This is a genomic window from Methanosarcina soligelidi (assembly GCF_000744315.1).
Lineage (GTDB): Archaea > Halobacteriota > Methanosarcinia > Methanosarcinales > Methanosarcinaceae > Methanosarcina > Methanosarcina mazei.
Window position 1 is genome coordinate 347326 of sequence record NZ_JQLR01000001.1, and the last position, 20170, is coordinate 367495.

15 protein-coding genes are annotated in these 20170 nt (G+C 41.8%); 7 read left to right on the top strand and 8 right to left on the bottom strand.

The features are described 5' to 3' along the window. Window positions 1-47 precede the first annotated feature (47 nt). Window positions 48-302 (bottom strand): protease inhibitor I42 family protein, encoded by a 255-nt coding sequence (locus tag M886_RS01600; protein ID WP_015411419.1) that lies wholly within the window; start codon window positions 300-302, stop codon window positions 48-50. Between the two features lie 634 nt (window positions 303-936). Then, on the bottom strand, window positions 937-2034 hold the full coding sequence (gene dinB / locus M886_RS01605) for a DNA polymerase IV (protein WP_080927446.1): 1098 nt from the start codon (window positions 2032-2034) through the stop codon (window positions 937-939). A 292-nt stretch (window positions 2035-2326) separates the two neighbouring features. Here dinB and M886_RS01610 point away from each other — a divergent pair, with 292 nt between their 5' ends. Beyond that, window positions 2327-3310 carry an energy-coupling factor ABC transporter ATP-binding protein gene (locus tag M886_RS01610; RefSeq protein WP_048050526.1) on the top strand — a complete coding sequence of 328 codons (984 nt, stop codon included), beginning with the start codon at window positions 2327-2329 and terminating at the stop codon, window positions 3308-3310. Between the two features lie 52 nt (window positions 3311-3362). Continuing rightward, the gene (gene cbiQ / locus M886_RS01615; protein WP_048046297.1) at window positions 3363-4169 is read left to right on the top strand and encodes a cobalt ECF transporter T component CbiQ; all 807 of its coding nucleotides are present in this window, start codon (window positions 3363-3365) and stop codon (window positions 4167-4169) included. 71 nt (window positions 4170-4240) lie between these two features. Here cbiQ and M886_RS01620 read toward each other — a convergent pair whose 3' ends face one another. The 3 genes from M886_RS01620 to M886_RS01630 form a co-directional block, all read right to left on the bottom strand. After that, complete coding sequence (locus tag M886_RS01620) at window positions 4241-5824, bottom strand: sensor histidine kinase (RefSeq protein WP_048050527.1); 1584 nt, start codon at window positions 5822-5824, stop codon at window positions 4241-4243. 580 nt (window positions 5825-6404) lie between these two features. Then, the gene (locus tag M886_RS01625; protein ID WP_048050528.1) at window positions 6405-6665 is read right to left on the bottom strand and encodes a nicotianamine synthase family protein; all 261 of its coding nucleotides are present in this window, start codon (window positions 6663-6665) and stop codon (window positions 6405-6407) included. A gap of 193 nt (window positions 6666-6858) precedes the next feature. Beyond that, window positions 6859-7644 carry a class I SAM-dependent methyltransferase gene (locus tag M886_RS01630; protein WP_235203847.1) on the bottom strand — a complete coding sequence of 262 codons (786 nt, stop codon included), beginning with the start codon at window positions 7642-7644 and terminating at the stop codon, window positions 6859-6861. 519 nt (window positions 7645-8163) lie between these two features. On the opposite strand from M886_RS01630, the gene cbiM reads away from it, so the two are divergent. Together cbiM and M886_RS01640 are read left to right on the top strand one after the other, a co-directional pair. Then, entirely contained in the window at window positions 8164-8829 is a 666-nt protein-coding gene (gene cbiM / locus M886_RS01635; protein WP_011032843.1) for a cobalt transporter CbiM, read from the top strand. Beyond that, on the top strand, window positions 8826-9131 hold the full coding sequence (locus M886_RS01640) for a PDGLE domain-containing protein (RefSeq protein ID WP_048042728.1): 306 nt from the start codon (window positions 8826-8828) through the stop codon (window positions 9129-9131). The genes cbiM and M886_RS01640 overlap by 4 nt, the downstream gene beginning before the upstream one ends. A gap of 153 nt (window positions 9132-9284) precedes the next feature. On the opposite strand, the gene nth is transcribed toward M886_RS01640, so the two are convergent. Further along, a complete protein-coding gene (nth, locus tag M886_RS01645; protein ID WP_048039673.1) occupies window positions 9285-9989 on the bottom strand; it encodes an endonuclease III in 705 nt (234 codons plus the stop codon). Between the two features lie 147 nt (window positions 9990-10136). Then, window positions 10137-11489: a dihydrolipoyl dehydrogenase family protein gene (locus M886_RS01650; protein ID WP_048050529.1), complete on the bottom strand. Its 1353-nt coding sequence runs from the start codon at window positions 11487-11489 to the stop codon at window positions 10137-10139. Between the two features lie 395 nt (window positions 11490-11884). Here M886_RS01650 and purH point away from each other — a divergent pair, with 395 nt between their 5' ends. Together purH and M886_RS01660 are read left to right on the top strand one after the other, a co-directional pair. Next, a complete protein-coding gene (gene purH, locus M886_RS01655) occupies window positions 11885-13501 on the top strand; it encodes a bifunctional phosphoribosylaminoimidazolecarboxamide formyltransferase/IMP cyclohydrolase (RefSeq protein ID WP_011032848.1) in 1617 nt (538 codons plus the stop codon). Window positions 13502-14218: 717 nt separating this feature from the next. After that, window positions 14219-15004 carry a helix-turn-helix transcriptional regulator gene (locus M886_RS01660; RefSeq protein WP_048050530.1) on the top strand — a complete coding sequence of 262 codons (786 nt, stop codon included), beginning with the start codon at window positions 14219-14221 and terminating at the stop codon, window positions 15002-15004. A 339-nt stretch (window positions 15005-15343) separates the two neighbouring features. On the opposite strand, the gene M886_RS01665 is transcribed toward M886_RS01660, so the two are convergent. Continuing rightward, entirely contained in the window at window positions 15344-16264 is a 921-nt protein-coding gene (locus M886_RS01665) for a UbiA family prenyltransferase (RefSeq protein ID WP_048050531.1), read from the bottom strand. A gap of 1068 nt (window positions 16265-17332) precedes the next feature. On the opposite strand from M886_RS01665, the gene M886_RS01670 reads away from it, so the two are divergent. Next, window positions 17333-20161 (top strand): cation-translocating P-type ATPase, encoded by a 2829-nt coding sequence (locus tag M886_RS01670; protein ID WP_048050532.1) that lies wholly within the window; start codon window positions 17333-17335, stop codon window positions 20159-20161. Window positions 20162-20170 lie beyond the last annotated feature (9 nt).

Consider the following 20170-nt stretch of genomic DNA (forward strand, 5'->3'; position numbering starts at 1 on the left):
AGAAGGCGACCTTTCCAGGGCTTCATTTTTTCAGCCTGTAAAAATTCTTATTCGGCGTCAATATTGATTTCAAAACAACTTGCTATCTGGTTACCCCTCCGATATGTGCCTGTTATCTTTTGACTTCCCTGGCAAGTTACCTGAATATCCCATACCCGGTATCCTCCACCACTGGTCTGTTCCTCATCCTCAGGAATAAATCTTTCCCTCATTACCTGCAGCCCGTTACTGGTCGCGATGTCCCAGCTAAATCCGCTAACCGGATTTTCCGGGAACTGGATTGTAAACGGTTTTTTAATCATATTGTCCCTCTCCTAACCGTCCTTATGTAGCCGTCCTTCCTTACCCACTCTACAAATTTTTTCGCCAATTTTAGCGAATTTCAAAGGAAGTGCCGTTTTGAAGAAACCCGCATTCAGAGATAATCTACATAAAAAAATAGCCTGGCTCAAAACGGGGATAGAAATTCAGGTCCTTGAAGCAATTCTGGAATATTAGCCTTATTATTATTACATTTCTTGTATGATAAATTTTATGAAAAAATTTTCCTGCAGGTTAACAAAAAACAGAGAAGATCGGAGTGAATTATTTAAACTGTACGGAGCATAATTATATACAAAAATTAAATATAAATTATGTGAAGAGTTAGAGCCATGCAGAAGGTTGACATAGTACACAGAACTCATTAAGCCCGTTCTCCAGAGTTGTTTCTTATTAAGCAGATTTTCAAGATTTGTTGACATGGTACACAGAACTCATTAAGCCCGTTCTCCAGAGTTGTTTCTTATTAAGCAGATTTTCAAGATTTGTTGACATGGTACACAGAGCTCTTCAAATCCACTCTCAATAAGATAAACATGGTTTCCAGGATAAACATAATTTTTAAGAAAAAAATAATTTCAAAAATAAACTAATTTCAAGACTCAAACATCTTCCTCAGTAATCAAAAAGGCTTTTCTGACCTTTTTTTTTCTGGAGACCTCCCACCCTTACTCCCACTCGCCTGAACTCAGTCCTGTTTTCTGAAAGGAATTCATCCAGAATTTCTCCGGATACCTGAAGGAGGACTTCTTTTGAAGATACCGGGTGGCTCAGTGTACGGCTCTTTGTGTACATCCTGAAATTTGAGTTTATGACCGTAACGGTCACAATCCTGAAGGAGAGTTCCCTTGAATCCAGTTTTTCGATAACATCCCCTGCTAGCCTCTCGATCAGTGAAGAGATCAGCTTTTTATCCAGGCTATCTTCGGGCAGTGTTGCAATCCTCCCGATCTGCTCCGAGCCGTCTCTTTCTTTAAGGGGAGAATCATCAATACCCGAAGCTGCCTGTTTAAGCCAGGTGCCCCTTGATTTTCCGAAGATGGAAATAAGTTCAATAACGTCCCGCTCTGCAAGGTCCTTTACCGTAACTATACCCATTTCCTGCAATTTTCCTGCAGTTACACTCCCGATCCCCCAGAGCTTTGATACGTTTAACGGCCAGAGGAAAGCTTCCAGGTCCTGCGGGCTCACAACAGTTATCCCATCAGGCTTTTTTGCGGAAGAAGCCATTTTGGAAATTAACTTATTCGGACCTATCCCTATGGAGCATGTCAGGTTTTCTTTTTCTTTAATTTCCTTTTTAATCTGCATCCCGATCTCAAAAGCAAGCCTAAAGTCTCCACCTGTCCTTTCTGAGCTCTCAAGGAATGCCTCGTCAACACTTATCTGTTCGAAAGAATCTCCGTTTCCAGGGTCTGCATAGCTGCGAAGGATTTCCATAATCCTATCCGAAACCGAGGTGTAGAAATCTTTTCTGACCGGAAGGAAAACAGCTTCAGGATTGAGTTTCTTAGCCCTTGAGCAGGGCATTCCTGACCTGATTCCAAATTCTCGGGCAACGTAATTGCATGTGCTTACAGACCCGCTCAGTTCGCTCCGCCCTGAGAGCATGCAGACTACAACTGCTTTTTCGCGAAGCTCCGGATTTTCCCGCTCCTCAATTGCTGCAAAAAAATAATCCATATCTATGTGAAGGACGACCCGCTGCATCAAAAGAAAAGATGCTGGGAAGATTTGTATAATTATCTCTCGGAGTATCTGTCATTAAAGCTTAAAGCGAGAAAGGTGAAAGAAAGATAGGAAAATAAAATACTAACTTCAGTCATCTGGCTTTAAACAGAATTAAGTGAAAGACAAGCAGAATCAAAAACATGGCTGATTAATAAGACCTGTTTCAAAAAGGAAAATACAAACCATAACGCATAAAAAAGATAACTTCATTAGCTGTAATACTGTTTTTAAAAAAGGTATATAGAGAAGGTCTCATTAGAGGACGTTTTCAGTTATGAGCAAATCAACCCCCCTAAAAAGTTCAATAATAAAAGCAGATCTTCCGGAGCAGGCTGAAGGCAGGACGGGCCCGGAAACCGGAAAGGATCCGGAAAAGACAGGTAATCCCGAAGGAGTAACCGGCACTCCTGTTATTGAAGTAAAAGATCTCTGCCACAGATACCCTCACCTGGAGGCAAATGCGCTTGACAGAATAAACCTCAGGATATACAGGGGGGAAAGAGTCGCAGTTCTCGGGGCTAACGGAGCAGGGAAATCCACTTTATTCAAACACCTCAATGGTATCCTGCGCCCTCTTTCCGGAGAAGTCCTGGTAAAGGGGGAAAAAATAACAAAAAAGAATGTCCGGATGTGTAGAGGAACAGTAGGGATAGTTTTTCAGGACCCTGACGACCAGGTGCTTGCCCCAAGTGTTGAAGAAGATGTGGCTTTCGGGCCGATAAATATGGGGCTGTCCAGAGAAGAAGTGAAAATGAGAGTAAAGGAAGCCCTGGAAATGGTAGGGCTTAATGGTTTTGAAGAGAGAGCCCCGCACCACCTGAGCGGCGGACAGAAAAAACTTGTGGCAATCGCAGGAATCCTTGCCATGAGGCCTGAAGTTATTGTTCTGGACGAACCCACCGCAGGACTTGACCCTTTAAGCTCAGCCCGGGTCCTGAAGCTTATTACGAAAATGAACAGGGAGCTGGGGATCACTCTCCTGCTTTCAACCCACGACGTGGATGTTGTTCCTTATTTTGCGGAAAGGGTTTTTGTACTTCACCACGGCAAACTTGAAGCCAGCGGAAGCCCGGAAGAGATCTTCAATGACCCCGCGCTGCTCAGGAAAGCTCATCTGAGGCTTCCCAGGGTTGCAGAAGTTTTTGAGATGCTGAAACAGGAAGGCGTTGACGTTAATATACAGATAACTGCCGAAACTGCCAGGGATGAAATCCTCCGGGTTATAAGATCCGAGAACCGGAAAGCAGAGATGAAATAAAAACAGAATAAAAGTCATAAAAACTATTGCGGGGCTTTTGAGGAGAATCCTGATGGTAACACTTACTGATATCGAGCGTGAGTCGTATAAAGACAGCCCTGTACACAGGCTTGACCCCAGAGTAAAACTGCTCTTTGTGCTTTCTGTGATCCTTTATACTGTTAGCCTGCCCCGAATACATGAAGAAAACATAACCCGCCTTTTTGCGGTCGAGGTCTATCTTCTCCTACTTGTACTTGCTGCCAGACTGGATTTAAGGTACTTTTTCCTGCGTGTTCTTGCAATTTTACCTTTCGGGCTTGCAATTGCCTTGATCCAGCCTTTCCTGAGGCCTTCCTTCATAGAAAATTATACTCCTTACCCTCTTGACCTGCCTTTGGGGCTGAGCATAACATATGAGGGCCTTGCCTTTGGGAGCACGCTACTTGCAAAATTCCTTGTATGCATAACATCCATTGTCCTTCTGTCCTCCACAACACGGCTGCGAGATATGGTTTCAGCAGCTGACAGGATGGGCATCCCAAGGGAATTCACCCTGCTTCTGAGCATGATGGTGCGTTACCTCTTCCTTTTCTGGGCAGTCCTTAAAAGGATAAGGGTCGCACAGCAGACCAGGCTCTTTGATATATGGAATAAAGATGTGCCCAGGAGGTGGGTACTCGAACAGGTAGGAAACAGCATGAGCTCAATCTTCATACGCTCTTATGAGCAGGGGGAAAGGACCTACATCAGCATGCTTTGCAGGGGCTATGGCAGCGGGCATGAAAAATTGTATTTCAGGACAAAAATAAAAACACCAGATGTCATTTTCCTGCTCCTTGGTGCAGGCTGCATCTTATGCGTCCATCTTTATATCTGAATAACCTGCGGTTGGTTCTTCTGAGAACTAATAATTAAGGGTTTTGACGACTCTGATGCTTTTATCCAGACTTATGACCTTTCCGCTGCCCAGAATGTAATTCTGAATTTCGTTCCTCCTGCTCTCTCAAGCTCGATCTCTCCATCTACCTGGTCAACAAGAGTGTTAACCAGCTGCAGTCCAAGTGATTTAACACTTCCTAATTCTGTATTTTCAGAAATTCCTTTTCCATTATCAGAAATCGTCAGGCTGAAAAGGGATTTATGTATTTCGTTATTCTGTTCTTCCCTGAAAAGCTGGATTTGAACTTCCCCATTTTGTTCAGTAAATGCATGTTTGATGGAGTTGGAAACGAGTTCATTAACAATTATTCCTAACGGGACAGCAACATCCATATTAAAGAATGCATTTTCTTCCAGATTCATAAATAGAGAAATATTTTTATTGCTCAGGCTGTAAGTCTGTAAAAGTTTTTCAGCCAGCTTTCGAAGGTATACCGAAAAATTCAGTGTATCGGTTCCCTCTCCCCTGTAGAGTTCTTCATGGATAAGGGACATCGAGATTACCCGGTTCTGACTTTCCCTGAAAGCTTCAAGAATTTCCGGAGCAGTAACTGTCTCTCTATGGTTGAATGTTTCAGCCTGAAGGTCAAGAAGAGAAGAGATAACCTGGAGGTTGTTTTTTATTCTGTGGTGGATTTCTTTTTTCCTGGCGTCCTCAATTTTTACCAGGGCTTCTTTTGCCTTTATTCTCTCGGTAACGTCGGTTATTGTACTCTGGTGATTATCAGGTCTCCCATTTTTGCCTGGAATTTTCTGGTATACTTCATGCACCCATTTTATTTTTCCGTCCTTGCATCTTATTCTGTAGCTAAGTTTTCCAGAATATGGAGAGCGAGCATTCTTGATCTCTCTTTCTTTTTTAAGGAATAACGGGAGGTCCTGCTTCTCAACAATTTTTCTCCACCGCTTCTTAGACATTAATTCTTCTTCACTGTACCCGGTAATCTCTTCTACGTTCCCTTTTACAAACTCCAGGTTGAGGTCCTCGTCTTGCTGAAAAGCAATCCCCGTAAAGTTCTGTATAAAAGAACGGTACCTCTCCTCGCTTAATAAAAGCGAGTCTTCGATCTTAGTACGCTCCGTAATGTCCTGGAGTGTTCCTCTCATTCGGACAGGAGTATTTTTCTCATCAAAAATAACTTCTCCATGGGAATGGACTATGCGCTCTTCTCCATCAGCTGAGATGATCCTGTGGTCATTGTCATAGAGCTGCTCTCCATTCAAAGCTTTTTTAATGGCATTATCCACAAAGTCTCGATCACCGGGATGTATATAATTAAAAAATGAATTGTAAGCTGGTCTGAATTCCTGAGGATCAAGTCCGAAGATAAGATAAAGTTCATCAGACCAGTAGAGTTCGCCAGTTACAATATCCCATTTCCAGCTTCCAATATGAGCCATTTTTTGAGCTTCAGAAAGGTCCATCTCACTTTCTTTCAACCGCTTGTAAGCCTTTTCAAGCTGCACCGTTCGTTCTTGTACTAATTCTTCTAAATGATCGTATGATTCTTTCAATTCAAACTGGCATAAGCGGGCTCCCCAGGGAGTGTCTCCAATAATCTCGATACCAGAACTCCTAATGTTCTTCCCCATTAACATCCCCTCTAACTCAGGACTTAAGCAGCGGCAGGTTTAGAGACATAACTCCAGCGTTATTGTAATATTATCAAATTCTAAAATAATTTTAAGTTTTCAAGAATTCAACTGAATAAGTCTTAAAATGTCAAAATTTATTAATAAATAAAACTTACTCATGCATATAGATATAAAGAGTAACACAATATAAAAAGGTATTGACATTTATTTTTATTAGATGCTTTTTAAGATTTTTATATATTTTCGGTGCAAAGTCAGACTTACGTCCAGAGAAAGAAAACCATGAAATTATTACATTTTTCAGTTAGAATCTGCTGTACTCTGAAATTGTTTCGAAGATTCAAAACAATCTGGAAACTCAATACAGATACAACGGCAGAAGACGCAAAAGGTTAAACGTTGTATAATTCCAGTTACATTCTGGCACTATAGAAAAATCATCTAAAATGAAACAAATACGAAGTTGAAGTAAAATAACGGATCATCTGCATACGAGACATAATCTTAGTAAAAAATTAAAAAAGATGGTTTTGAGATAAAGCACCACAGATCGAACTGCAATAGCTTGGAAGCGTTTTTATCTCTTTTTAAGAAATACAACCGTATTATTAACCGGCGGTTCAGGCTGAACCCTGAGATATTCTTCAAAACCTGAAGGCAATTCAAAGAGTGAACTGCCGTCCAGAATTCTCCGGAGACCCTTTTCGTAAAGGCGGTAGGAGACTTTACTTCCTTCGGGCAGGACTCTGGCTAGCTGTTCAAATACTTCCCTTTTGGGTTCGGCCTGGGCAGCGACCATATAAAGGTCACAGCGGGTTTCAAGTGGCGGGCCGGTCATGAATTTAACTATCAATAAGAATATTGAGAAATTTTATCCCGCAAGAGATGAAAAAAATAAAAAATATAATAAAAATCCTTATGGCAGGCATTATATAAGCAAAAAAAGAAAAGAGTAAATATACACAGAAAGAATTATAAAAATGTCAGGGCATTATGGCGTTTTTCAGTCTTTATGTTGCAGAGGACTTATTCTAATTTTTCTGCCCGGATATCAAAAATATGGAATTATTCTCAAATATCCTCCTTGAGAATGAATGCCTGTTTCTTTGAAATTTCTGCACTTCCAGAAGAGGGCTGATTTCAGTGTTCATGAGTCCGGTTTCAGAAAAGAGAAAGGAAATATTTTTCGGGCTTATTTTTTCGTAAAGGGGAAGAGAATTCCTGATAGGGTCGTAAGACTTCTTGAAAATAAGATTGTACTGGTTCTTTTTTGCAAACCTCTCTGCCAGCCCGTAAAGCATTCTTTTGATATACCTGTCAGGCCGAGGATCAAACCAGTTTCCATCAATGGCAAAGATCATCCCTCCGGGTTTAAGGACACGCTTCCATTCCCGGACCGCGCTGGCAGGCTCCTGGAGTGTCCAGAGAAGGTATTTGTTAACAACCAGATCAAAGGAACAGTCTTCAAAAGGCAGATTTTCCGCGTCTCCGTGGAATAAAGAAATTTCCAGGCCCATATTATCTGCGTTATGCCTCGCTTTCTCAAGCATGCCTTCAGACAGGTCTATACCAGAAACCTCATGCCCCATCTCGGCAAAAAGAAGGGCAAGAAAACCTGTACCTGTCCCCACATCCAGCACTTTTAAACGCTTGCCTGAAGCCAGGGAATTTTCAAAGATCTGTTTCCAGACAGCACGCTCTTCTTCATCGAACCCATTTATCCCATTTTTGTAGGTTGAAGACCTGAAATTCCAGTAATTAGCAATAACTTCCTTGCAGTCTATAAATACTCCTCCATATGATAGAGAATATGGCAATATACAAATATACCTTTTTTTCATAATAAATATTACCAAAGATTAAAATCTGATGAGCATATATTACCTAATTGCTTATAAAAGCAATCACCATTCCTCAAAAAGGCAGAAAAAATTAGGCTAATGTGGATTAACACCAGCTTTTCCGGGATGAATATCTATTCGACCTGATAGAAAATTCAGGGTTACTTAATTCAACTAAAAAATAAAAATACCGCACGGAGGAAGATTTCATAAAAAAATTATCGAAAAAAATAATACCAAAATGTATATATGTATTACAGAATTAATTAGAAAATAACAGAAAAATCTTCCGAAAATGCCTTGAAAATGAGCATCCGGAACAGTCATAATAGATTTCTAATTGATATTAATTCACAGAATAGCATTCAGGGTATTCTGACTTTTTAGGTGTTTTATTCTTTATACAATGAATATTCCGAAAAATGTGGGAACTGGAATGTTCACAGTGAAAACGGGAAAGACAAGATATAAGATTCAAGGAGAGGAAAAATAAAAATGCATATACCTGATTCTTTTATACCGCTAAGCCAGGCAATAGTTTACTGGGTAATTAGCATTCCTTTTATTTTTATGTCAATGAAATGGGCAAAAAGTGAGCTTGAAGAGATGAAAGTGCCCATCCTTGCTGCCCTTGCAGCAGGAATATTTGCTATTCAGGCCATGAATATCCCTATAGGGATGGGAACAAGCGGGCACATGGTAGGAGCAACTCTTGTTGCCATTGTTTTCGGAAGCCCCTGGGCTGGAGTACTGGTTCTCACACTCGTGTTGCTTGTACAGGGTTTCGCATTCGGAGACGGCGGAATCACCACCATGGGAGCAAATATCCTTAACATGGGCATTATTTCCGGCTTTGCAGGATACTATACATATCTCGCTCTCCGCAAGAGCGCAGGCACAAGCATTGCAGCCTTCGGAGGCGCATGGTTAGGACTTTTCGTTTCATCAATTGTTTGCGCCGTTCAGATGTGGCTTGCAGGCACTTTCCCTCTGGTACCCGGGCTTATTGCTATGGGAACTTTCCACCTGATAATTGGCTTTATCGGGGAAGGGCTGATCACTTCGGTTGTGATCACGGCGATTGCGAAATCCCGTCCTGACCTGCTTGAAGGTGGGTACACTGCCAGACCTGAGAAATCCAAGACGGAGGCTCATGCATGAGCAAAAACTCGAATATGAAATTCCTTTACGCAGGAATAGCAATTGCACTTTTGCTTTCCGTCCTTGCTCCTTTCCTTGCCTCTTCCGACCCCGACGGGCTGGAAAGTGCAGCAGGAGGAGTAATTGAAGAGTCGAAAATGTCAGAACTCGAAGAAACGGAACCCGCAGTAAGTTCTCCAATGCCTGACTACGCTATTGAAGGCATGGGAAAGAGTGGAGAAGTTATGGCAATTGCAATCGGAACTGTAGCAGTGCTGGCGATCAGTTTCGGGTTTGGAAAGATCTTCAATAAAAAAGCCTGAGCAAAAATCATTTCTCTGTTTTGAAAAGCCGCTTTTTCCAGAAAATGGAAGAAACGGCTACCCTTAAATTACCACAGTGCATGTTCTGGAATGAGCATTCCAGATTCCTCTTAATAAAACTGTAAAACTGTTTTTGTACCCTGAAACCCCGGTTTACTCTCCAATAAAAATAATGCTGGAAGGGCACAGTTCTTTTACAACACAGATCGAGCATCTCGGTTTTCTTGCCTGGCAAACTTTTCTACCGTGATGGATCAGGGTCATGGAAATCGAATCAAGGTCTTCTTTCCGGGCAAGGGACATGAGGTCCTGTTCTATTTTTACCGGGTCCGAATTCCTGGTAAGCCCCAGCCTTCCTGAAACTCTTTTCACATGAGTATCCACGGCAATACCCTCTATTATCCCAAAAGCCCTGGCAAGCACTATATTTGCGGTCTTTCTCCCCACTCCTGGAAGGGTGACGAGTTCTTCCATTGTTTGTGGGACTTCTCCCCCATAATTTTTGATAATCAGTTGCGCAGCCGCTTTGATATTTTTTGCTTTGCTTTTGTAAAACCCTGTAGAATAAATATCCGCTTCCAGTTCTCTGATATCTGCGCTTGCGTAATCCCAGGCGGTCCTGTACTTTTTGAACAGATTTTCCGTCACCTTATTGATCTGAACGTCCGTCGACTGGGCAGAAAGAACGGTTGCCACAAGGAGTTCCAGGGGGTTGCTGTAATTAAGAGATGGTTTTGCATCCGGGTATTCATCTTTTAGAAGGTCCCAGATGCGGTCAAAGTTATGCCTGTTGTCAGGAATATCATATTCGTGCGGGACTTTTTTTGAAGTCGATTTTCGGGGTTTTTTTTCAGGCATCAAAAGAACTCCGTTAAAATGTTCAAATTTCAGATTATAACTAAAGAACCGCTTTTTGAAATATATCTGTAAAAGTATGGGACGTTTTTTGTTTCTAAGTTTTTCGGACCAGATAAAAGAAAAAGACAGTCTTTAAAGCTACCGGAATTACAGCATATACCGAATATCGGAACATATTGTCGGGTAGGTAAATACAACTTTCCTTATATCCGAAGTCCTGAGCCCGAGACGCATTGCCATGGCAAAGATATTGATAACTTCTTCGGCATTGGGTCCCAGGATGTGGGCTCCCACTATATGATCATTTTTTTCGTTGAGAATTATCTTTGAAGCTGCAAATTCCATCCCTGCCCTCCTGGTAGTGCTCCATGTACTGCGGTCACGGAAAATAACCCTGTATTTATCACTTTCTTTTTCCTCACTGATTCCAACGGAAGCAAGCACAGGGATGGTAAATACTGCACTTGGAATTCCTGTATAATCGGCTTCAGCCCCGTTTCTGTCAAAAATATTAGCAGCTGCAACTTCTCCCTGAAGAGTTGCTACCGGAGTAAGCTGAATTCCTTCGGCAGTACAGTCTCCCCCTGCATAAATCCGGGGATTTGATGTTCTCATATGCTTATCGACTATAATCCCTTTTCTTTCAGCCCTGACTCCAGCATTCTCAAGCTGCAGGTCTTCAATATCAGGAACCCGCCCTGCGCCGTTTACCACCATGTCCGCATTGAAAACCTGGACTTCCGACCCTGTTTCGGTTTTATATTCAGTCCTGACAAGAAAACCGTCACCTGCTTTTTCAACAGCCACCACCGGCCTGTTTGTAAGTATTTTTATGCCAGCCGCTTCGGAAGCCCGGACAAGCATGTCCACCAGATCAGGATCAAATGCCCCCAGAGGCCTTTCACTTCTGTGCAGGATCAGGACTTCAGCCCCTGCCCGCCTGGCAATGTGTGCAAATTCAAAGGAAATATACCCGCCTCCTGCAAAAATAATCCTTTCAGGGAGCTCCATGAGTTCCATAAATTCCTCACTTGTTGTGAGGTATTCCTCTCCAGGAATCTTCAGTTTACGCGGCTTTGAGCCTGTTGCAAGAAAAATATATTTTCCTTTGAGTTCATCATTCCCGACAATTACGGTATTTTCGTTCTTAAACCGGGCTCTCCCGTGATACATATCAATCCTCATATCCGCAAACATTTTCTCAGCTTCGCGGGGATAGGCTTCAGTAAACGTCCTTTTGAATCGGAGAAGTGAAGGCCAGTCTATTTTTAAAGGCTCTTCTGTCCCTGCGCCTTTGCCTTTAAGCCGGTTATTCAGGTCTGTAGCTTCCGATGCGCCTGCAAGAACTTTTTTGGGATCGCATCCTCTTAGAGGGCAGGTGCCTCCGTACTCCCTTGAGTCAATAATGGCAAATTTCATTCCAGAAGACTCTGCCCTGCCTGCCAGAGTTCTGCCTGCAGTCCCTGTCCCGATAATTATAATATCATATTCCTTTTCCATTGAATCCCCATCCCCTGTATCTATTTCTTAAAAATAGATCTTGAAAGCAAAATAATAAATAAAGCTTAAAAATATGGAACAGGCTAAGGTGAGAATAATAAAATACCACCCTTCCTGCACTCATTATCCTTTCGATTTCCAGAGATAAGTATTCAACCTGAACATTCTTTCTGAGCGATTAGAAATGGAATATTTGTGAAAAAATATCATTCAAAAATACCAAAAGGTTAAAGAACAACGTGTTTGAAGGACTATATCAGAATGTTAACATAAATGTTGCATTTAAGGAGTTTAACTCTGATTTTTTCAACGAAAAAACCTCTTTCAAATAAAATAATGTGTAAACCATAAGTTTTATAGCTAATAATTTTTAAACCAAGTATATTGGTGATTTTTTGGTAAAAAGGGCATTGCTCAGCGTCTCAGACAAGACAGGAATTGTAGAATTTGCACGCGGGCTCGAAGCACTTGGCGTGAAAATTATCTCAACAGGCGGGACCGCGAAAATCCTTCGCGATGCAGACATTGAGGTTACTGATGTTTCGGAAGTCACAGGCTACCCGGAGATGATGGGAGGAAGAGTCAAGACCCTCCACCCGAGAATTCATGGAGGACTTTTATGCCTCCGGGAAAGCAAAGAACAGATGGAGGAAGCTGCAAAAGAAGACATCTCCCTTATCGACCTGATAGCCGTAAACCTTTACCCCTTTGAAATAACCGTTTCCAGAGAGAATGTGGAGCTTGAAGAAGCCATTGAAAATATAGATATCGGAGGCCCTACCCTTCTCCGCTCCGCAGCCAAGAACTACCGCTCAGTGACGGTGTTATCTGACCCCTCGGACTACGGGCGTATCCTTAAGGAGCTGCGCTCAAGCGGGATAATCTCTGATAAAACCCGTGCTGAACTTGCGGTAAAAGCTTTCAGGCACACAGCCGACTATGATGCGGCAATTGACACATATCTTAGCAGGACCCTTCTTGGGGAAGAAGTTCTCCACCTGAAATTTGCTGACGGTGTAAAGCTTCGCTATGGAGAAAACTGGCACCAGAAAGCATATTTCTATAAAGACTCTGCAATAAAAGGTCCGAGTCTGGCAAAAGCCATCCAGCTTCATGGAAAAGAACTCTCCTATAACAACTATGTGGATGCGGACAACGCCCTACAGACTGTCAAAGAACTCGGGAACGCTTCCCCTGCCGTAGCAATAGTAAAACACAATAACCCATGCGGACTTGCTACCGGAGAGTCCCTCCTTCAGGCGCTGCATTCTGCCTGGGACGGGGACCCTATTTCGGCTTATGGGAGTATAATCTGCACAAACGAGGTTTTTGACCTGGAAGCTGCAACTTTTTTGAACGGGAAATTCGTAGAAATTATCCTTGCCCCTGATTTCAAGCCCGATGCACTTGAATACCTGAAAAAGAAAAGCGAAAATCTGAGGCTCCTGAAACTTCCTGACCTCAGGGAAGGGTTCGGAGCGGAATACACCTACAAATACGTCATAGGCGGCATGCTCAAGCAGAGCCGGGACATAGGGATCTACGAAAAATGGGAGTCTGTTACTGAAGTACCCTATCCTGAAAATAAGCGTGCTCTCTCGGAGTTTTGCCTTAAAGCATGTAAAGCTACAAAGTCCAATGCCGTGATCCTTGCTTATGAATATGAACCAGGGAATTTCATGGTTCTGGGAATGGGAGCCGGGCAGCCTAACAGGGTAGATTCCATCCGTAAACTGGCAGCCACAAAAGCAGTTGAAAACCTGAAAGTAATCTACGAACGTGAGCAGCCTGCTGTACCCTTTGAAGAATACTGCCAGAAGATTATGTCAGAATGTGTAATGGCTTCAGATGCTTTCTTCCCATTTGATGACAGCGTGGTCCATGCAGCCGAGAATAATATCCGCTATATCGTTTCCCCTGGTGGCTCGATAAGGGACAATGAGGTCATTGCTACTGCAAACAGACTTGGAGTTGCCCTTGTTTTCACAGGAATGCGGCATTTCCTTCACTGAAAAAAATAGAGACAAAGAGGACTCAGGTATAACTGAGTCCAGAATAAAACATGAGTACTCCTGCGTACAGGGGCAGGATACGCCTAATTTTAGATCTGTCTCCTGAAATGTCATGACTTGAAAGAGAAAATTGGCGGGACTATAATCGTTTTATGGTATTCAGCTGAGTATGTACTACTGATAACCGGTCGCGCCGCCAATAATTGAATACTTTGTCAAATTATTAATATAAATAATTAGAGATTTAACCATATAATATTAATATACTTTTATAAAGAATTTATCAGACAATAGGGTTTAAGTATCAATTTTTTATCTCTGATTTTTAATTTACATTTTTAATAACCGCTTTAAGCCGTATATTGATAGAATAACTTTATATCAGTGAGATACGATATTTCTTTTGGAAGTAAGCCAATGTTTTGCTAATTGGAAATTTTCATTTTCGAAATACTGGTACACAAAAAATCTGAATGTCAGAAAAAATTATTAAAGATAAGATATACTCTTAAAAAAGATAATATATATTGAATTCGTATACCATTCTAGCAATATTATATCACCTTGACATAACCGTAACCTCAATTCAATATAAAAGATGAAAGGAATTAAAAAAATAAGATTGCCTCTCCTGCAAATAAAACTGGAGAGCTTATATCAGTGTAATAACTTTCATATTACTCCAGAAACAGCATTATAATACATGGGCTGATAAGTGTGAAATCGACTGGACTTTTAAGCATCCTGACCTTTTCTGAAAAACGAAAAGATATTCTATTTTTACTTCAGGAGAACCCTAAAACTCTTTCGGAGATTAAGGACTACTTCGATGTAAGATCACCTGAGATTTTACCTCGCCTGAAAGAAATGGAAAACTCGAATATGATTGTCAGGCAGGAAGGAGTGTATAAATTAACTTCCCTGGGGAAAGTGGCAGCTATATATTACAAACCTTTCCTTGATACTCTGACGGCCATAGAAACAAATGAAGACTTCTGGAGAGACCATGACATTACAGCAGTTCCTGATACTTTGTTAAGCAGAATTCAGGAGCTAAAGGAATGCAGGATCATAAAAGACGAACATGAACATATTTACGACTCTCACAAAGCATTCATGGATAATGTCCCGGCCTCTAACCGTTTTATGGGTTTTGCGTCCATTTTCCTTCCAAGTTATCCAGCGATGTTTCTCGAAATGGCCCGGAGGAATATCCCGATTTCCATAATTGTTACGCCAAATGTCTTTTTTAAAATAAAAAACGAGCATAACGCTGAAATCGAAGAGTATCTCAAGTTCAAACACACAAGTTTCCATGTTTACGACACTGCCAAGGTAGCTTTTGTCGTAACGGACAGATTCCTATCACTCTCTCTCTTTTTCAAAAACGGGACCTTTGACCCCAGAAGTGATCTTGTAGGATTTGATTCCTCATCAATAAAATGGGGAGAAGACCTTTTCAAATATTACAAAGAAAATGCAGTCGAAATTAAAACTCTGTAAGCCGGGTTTCAGAATAATGTAAAGTTGCAGCCCATAAGAAACTGAAAGAAAAACAGATAGAAACAGCTGAAGACCGGGGAATCTTCAGCCTGACACTTTTGAAGTATATTTGACCACCCTGTAATAGAGTATTCGACTGATTCTGCATGTTATCAGTTTAGCATGAAAATATTCCAGATATTTTCATTTTTTAGCATGAAAGTACTTCCAGATACTTTCATTTTTTGGACATGTTATTCCAGGAATATCATTAGCGTTTTTTGTGATATATTAAATACGGATTCAAGCTCCAGATGCAGATCCGGGGAAAGTTTTCGAGGACTTTCAGGCGATTAATCTTTATGCAATCAGATATCCCGCAATTCTCAGCCCCGTAATGGATGTGGATTCCCCGTCAACAAGCAAAGTTCTTTCCATTTTCTGTGAAGGGAATTCTTCGTATTCCGGGTGTGCAAATTTCTGGATGCATATCAGTCCGCAAACAAAACTATAGAGGACTATAAGAGGTTCAAAAGCGAGAGCTCCATGAATAAGGGCGACCCCTATTACAAGGTGGGAAAAGAGGTGCATGGCAGTAAGGAGATTGCGGGTTTTCCTTACTCCCAGGCTTACTGGAAGGGTATTGATACCTGCAAGAGTATCTCCTGCAATATCCTTAAAATCGTAGATCGTAGAATTAATAAAGAGTTTGACGCCGAAGAAGATGAAAATCAGAACAACGGGTATAAGGTTTCTGCACCCGCTCCCTGCAAGCCCTGCAATGAAAATACCCCATGTAAGCCCCACAACAATATTTTTTACCCCAAGCCCTCCTTTAAGCTTCAAAGCGAACTTGCCTATTTTAATGCCTTTACTGTAAAGATATCCGGTTACGAAAGGTATGAACGCAAGTGGAAGCATTTCCTCTCCTGCCAGGATATAAGTTCCCACCATGAAAGCCAGCAGTGAGACTGTGAGTCCGACTTTTTTATTCGACCCATTAAGTTCCTTCCGGTTTACCGAGTCTTCTTCAGATCCCAGAGCTCTGTCAAGAGTGTAAACTGTATAAATAATTAGACCACCTGCGATACAGACCAGTATATTCGATTGAATATACATCAATAGAAAGGCAAGGTGTATTCTTAGTGCACCGGAGAATGCAACTAGAATAGAACTTTTTATCAGTTCAAAAGTAGCATTTTCATTTTTGTATTCATGAGAATTCTTTCTACTACGCTTGAAAATCTGTCCAAAACTTCCAGAAAATACATTGAAGCTCATGAAACTAATAAAGTTTGACTTTTAAATATTATTAATTCGATATAATATAGACAGATACGTATAACAGATAAGACACTATTAAAATTGTATACGATTAAACTAACGAGTAAAAAGAGAAACTAACAATTATATTTATACAGAAATTTTTTCTGATATAACGGATAAAAAAGCTGCGGGGCACCGGTCATAATGGCCCGAACGAGCAGAAAAACATATATTATGGATTAACCTGGTGCTGAGATGGGGTAGCGATCATTTTAAAAAACTGTTTAAACTTTGCGAAAAAAGGACAGGTACTCAAACCAGGCTTATTACCGGGCTGAAACCTTCGCAACGATGAGATATATTTTCTATATTGTAATAAAAGCAGGGAGCAGAAATAAGAAAATATCAGCGTAACCATGGTTCTCCTTTCCATGATACACATATTAAAGGATTATACATTTGAAAAGATTATACATTTTAAAGGATTATACATTTTAAAGGATTATACATTTGAAAAGCCCTTAAAGTCCGGATAAATCACAGTCAAGACAGATAAAGAGTGTCTCCTCTTAAACTTAAATCCGATTTTATTCAGGGCACATCAGAAAAATAGATATAAATTGATTTCGCAAAATATATTTAGTAGTTATAGTTCCGGATTATAATTATATCCGAAAGGGCATCCAGGAAGTTGAGCGATAAAAATAAAACAAAAATAAATAAAAAGTAAAAATAAAAGCTGCAAACAAGCAAAATTAGATTTATAATAAGCAACATATGTGATGAAAGGGAGAAAAACAGGCAAATCGGTTTTACAGAGAATATCGGGTCATTTAAGCTGTAAAAATCGATATTTGATCTTCATTGATGAAGTCCCTGGTCTCAACTGATTCAGTTGATTTAAGGACACAGAAAAATTGCATCTGAAGAAACTTTTACTGTATCTATCGTTCCTGAGTAAAAATAACAAACTATCGTTCCTGAGTAAGAATAACAAAATCTGTGATTGACTTAAAAACAGGAAGCTGGCGTAAATTCGCAAGGAAGCGAAATTTGTGGGAAAAATTTTGAGAGGTGACAAGCGTGTTTTTATCAGATCCAGATGTATCTGAAGGGGAAGAAAACAAACAGGTCCCGGAGGAAAAAGGGAAGAATAACCCATCTCAGGAAAAGTACTCTGAGACAGAGATTTCAGAAAGCCATTCAAAAACTACTTCGTGGTATTCTCTGGAAAACGAAGTGATATTCAAAAAGCTTGTAACGTCTTCCAGGGGGCTTGATCCCGAAGAAGTAGCAATCAGGCTTAAAGAATATGGAAGAAATACACTTCCTTCAAAGAAACCTCCGGGAATTGCCGAAATAGTTATCCATCAGTTTAAAAGCCCTTTAATTTACATTCTTCTTATAGCAGGAGTAATATCTCTTCTCCTTGATGACATCAAAGATGCTGCATTTATTTTCCTTGTGGTAATAATCAATGCGGTAATCGGCACCATCCAGGAATGGAAAGCAGAACAGAGCGCATCACAGCTGCAGACCATCCTGAAAATAATGTCCAGGGTAAGGAGAGGGGGAACCGAGAGCCAGATTTCGGCTGAAGAACTGGTTCCGGGAGATATAGTCCTTCTTGAGTCAGGAAACCGCGTTCCTGCTGATATCCGCATTTTTCGTGCTACTAATCTTACTATTGATGAGTCACTCCTTACCGGTGAATCCGAGGCTGTGCAGAAGACTGCGGACATAATGAGGGAAGATATTCCAGTAAGCGACCGGCGCAATATGGCATATGCAGGAAGTACCGTAATTACCGGACGAGGCTGTGGAGTGGTGACCGCAACCGGCAGCCGAACAGAAGTAGGTATGATTGCACGCGCAGTCACGGAAACGGTATCTGCAAAACCTCCTCTTCTTATACGGATGGAGGAGTTTGCTCAGAAAATAGGAATTATTGTTATTGCTGCAAGTGCTGTTATGAGCGCGGTTGCCCTTTCACAGGGGACTGCACCCATAGAAGTTTTTTTCCTTGCAGTAGCCCTTGTCGTATCAGCTATCCCTGAAGGTCTTCCCGTTGGAGTAACAGTTGCGCTTTCCATTGCTTCCACCCGGATGGCAAAGAGGAATGTAATTGTCCGCAGGCTCTCTGCAGTGGAAAGCCTGGGAAGCTGTACCACAATAGCAACCGATAAAACCGGAACCCTCACAGTCAACCAGCAGACTGCCAGGAAAGTCCTGCTGCCCCCGGAAAACTATTTTGAAGTTTCTGGAGAGGGATATGTTCCTTCAGGGGAGATAAAAGAGGAAAAGGGAAGCACTCCAGAGACAAAAGACATGGAAAGGCTTCAAAAATTTGCGCGGGCTGCTGTGATCTGTAATGAAGGCACACTTTATCAGGAAGAGGGGAAATGGGTCCACCATGGGGATGCTATAGATGTGGCTTTCCTCTCCCTTGCGTCCAAGATAGGCATAAATCCAAAGGAAGCAAAAAAAGAAGTGAAAATAGTTGCCGAAGTGCCTTTCGAATCAGAAAGAATGTACGCTGCTGTATATTACAAGGAAGACAAAAGCGACCACATCAGGGTAGCTGTTAAAGGAGCAATGGAAGCTGTTCTTCCTTACTGCAGGAAAATGTACACGGCAGGAGGGGAAGTCCCTATTGACCCTGATTCCCTGAACAGGGAGCTGAACTCCCTTATGGAGAAAGGGTACCGTGCACTGGTTGTGGCTGAGGGTCCGGTCCAGGGAGAAATAGGTAAAGAGGCTGAGCTCGAATATGTAAAGCCAGAACTCACATTCCTGGGCATTGCAGCTTTTATAGACCCATTAAGGCCCGATGTCAATGAAGCTGTCCGGACCTGTAAAAAGGCTGGAATTGATGTAATAATGATTACAGGGGACCACCCGAAAACCGCATTTGCAATAGCCGGAGAGCTTGGAATCACCGATTCCAGGGAAGAAATGCTCACAGGCAGAGAGATAGAAGACCTTGGTGACCCTGAACTTCCCACTTTCATGACTACCCTGGAAAAAATCCGGGTGTTTGCGAGGGTAACACCGGTTCAGAAGATGCAGATTGTGGATGCACTGGTAAGAAGAGGGCATTTTGTTGCAGTTACAGGGGACGGTGTCAATGATGCCCCTGCTCTGAGGCGGGCAAATATCGGAGTGGCAATGGGGTCAGGAACCGATGTGGCGAAAGATACCTCATCCATGATTGTAACCGATGATACGTTCTCGTCTATTGTTGCAGGAGTCGAGGAAGGAAGGGTCGCTTATGATAATATAAGGAAGGTTACACTTCTTCTCATCTCAACCGGGCTTTCGGAGGTTATCCTGTTCATACTTGCCCTTTTAGTAGGTTTACCAATACCTCTGCTCGCAGTCCAGCTCCTCTGGCTGAATCTTGTTACGAATGGGATTCAGGGGGTGGCTCTGGCTTTTGAAGCAGGTGAACCCGGTGTGATGTACAGAAAACCGAGAGAACCCGAAGAAGGGATCTTTAATAACCTGATGATAAAAGAGACCCTGGTCTCAGGAGCAACTATAGGGATGATAGCGTTTGCAGTCTGGATGTGGCTACTTGGAGAAGGCTACGAAGAAAACTGGGCAAGAAACCTCCTGCTTCTCCTGATGGTTCTCTTCGAAAATTTCCATGTATTCAACTGCCGTTCTGAGTACCGTTCCGCATTCCGGGTGCCTATAAGGAATAATTACTTCCTGGTCATAGGCGTGGTTATGATGCAGGCACTTCATATTTTAGCCATGCAAGTACCTTTCATGCAGGGACTTCTCAGTATAAGCCCGGTCACATTTCAGAGCTGGTTCAGCTTTTTCGTAATTGCCGCCACAATTATTGTTGTGATGGAAATATTCAAAAAGATAAGAGCTGCTCGTGATAAAGATATTGTGACATGAGGGCAAGCC

Coding starts and splice junctions, on each gene's coding strand:
- M886_RS01600 (WP_015411419.1), bottom strand. CDS start 302: ATGATTAAAAAACCGTTTACAATCCAGTTCCCGGAAAATCCGGTTAGC.
- M886_RS01610 (WP_048050526.1), top strand. CDS start 2,327: ATGAGCAAATCAACCCCCCTAAAAAGTTCAATAATAAAAGCAGATCTT.
- cbiQ (WP_048046297.1), top strand. CDS start 3,363: ATGGTAACACTTACTGATATCGAGCGTGAGTCGTATAAAGACAGCCCT.
- M886_RS01620 (WP_048050527.1), bottom strand. CDS start 5,824: ATGGGGAAGAACATTAGGAGTTCTGGTATCGAGATTATTGGAGACACT.
- M886_RS01625 (WP_048050528.1), bottom strand. CDS start 6,665: ATGACCGGCCCGCCACTTGAAACCCGCTGTGACCTTTATATGGTCGCT.
- cbiM (WP_011032843.1), top strand. CDS start 8,164: ATGCATATACCTGATTCTTTTATACCGCTAAGCCAGGCAATAGTTTAC.
- M886_RS01640 (WP_048042728.1), top strand. CDS start 8,826: ATGAGCAAAAACTCGAATATGAAATTCCTTTACGCAGGAATAGCAATT.
- nth (WP_048039673.1), bottom strand. CDS start 9,989: ATGCCTGAAAAAAAACCCCGAAAATCGACTTCAAAAAAAGTCCCGCAC.
- M886_RS01650 (WP_048050529.1), bottom strand. CDS start 11,489: ATGGAAAAGGAATATGATATTATAATTATCGGGACAGGGACTGCAGGC.
- M886_RS01665 (WP_048050531.1), bottom strand. CDS start 16,264: ATGAGCTTCAATGTATTTTCTGGAAGTTTTGGACAGATTTTCAAGCGT.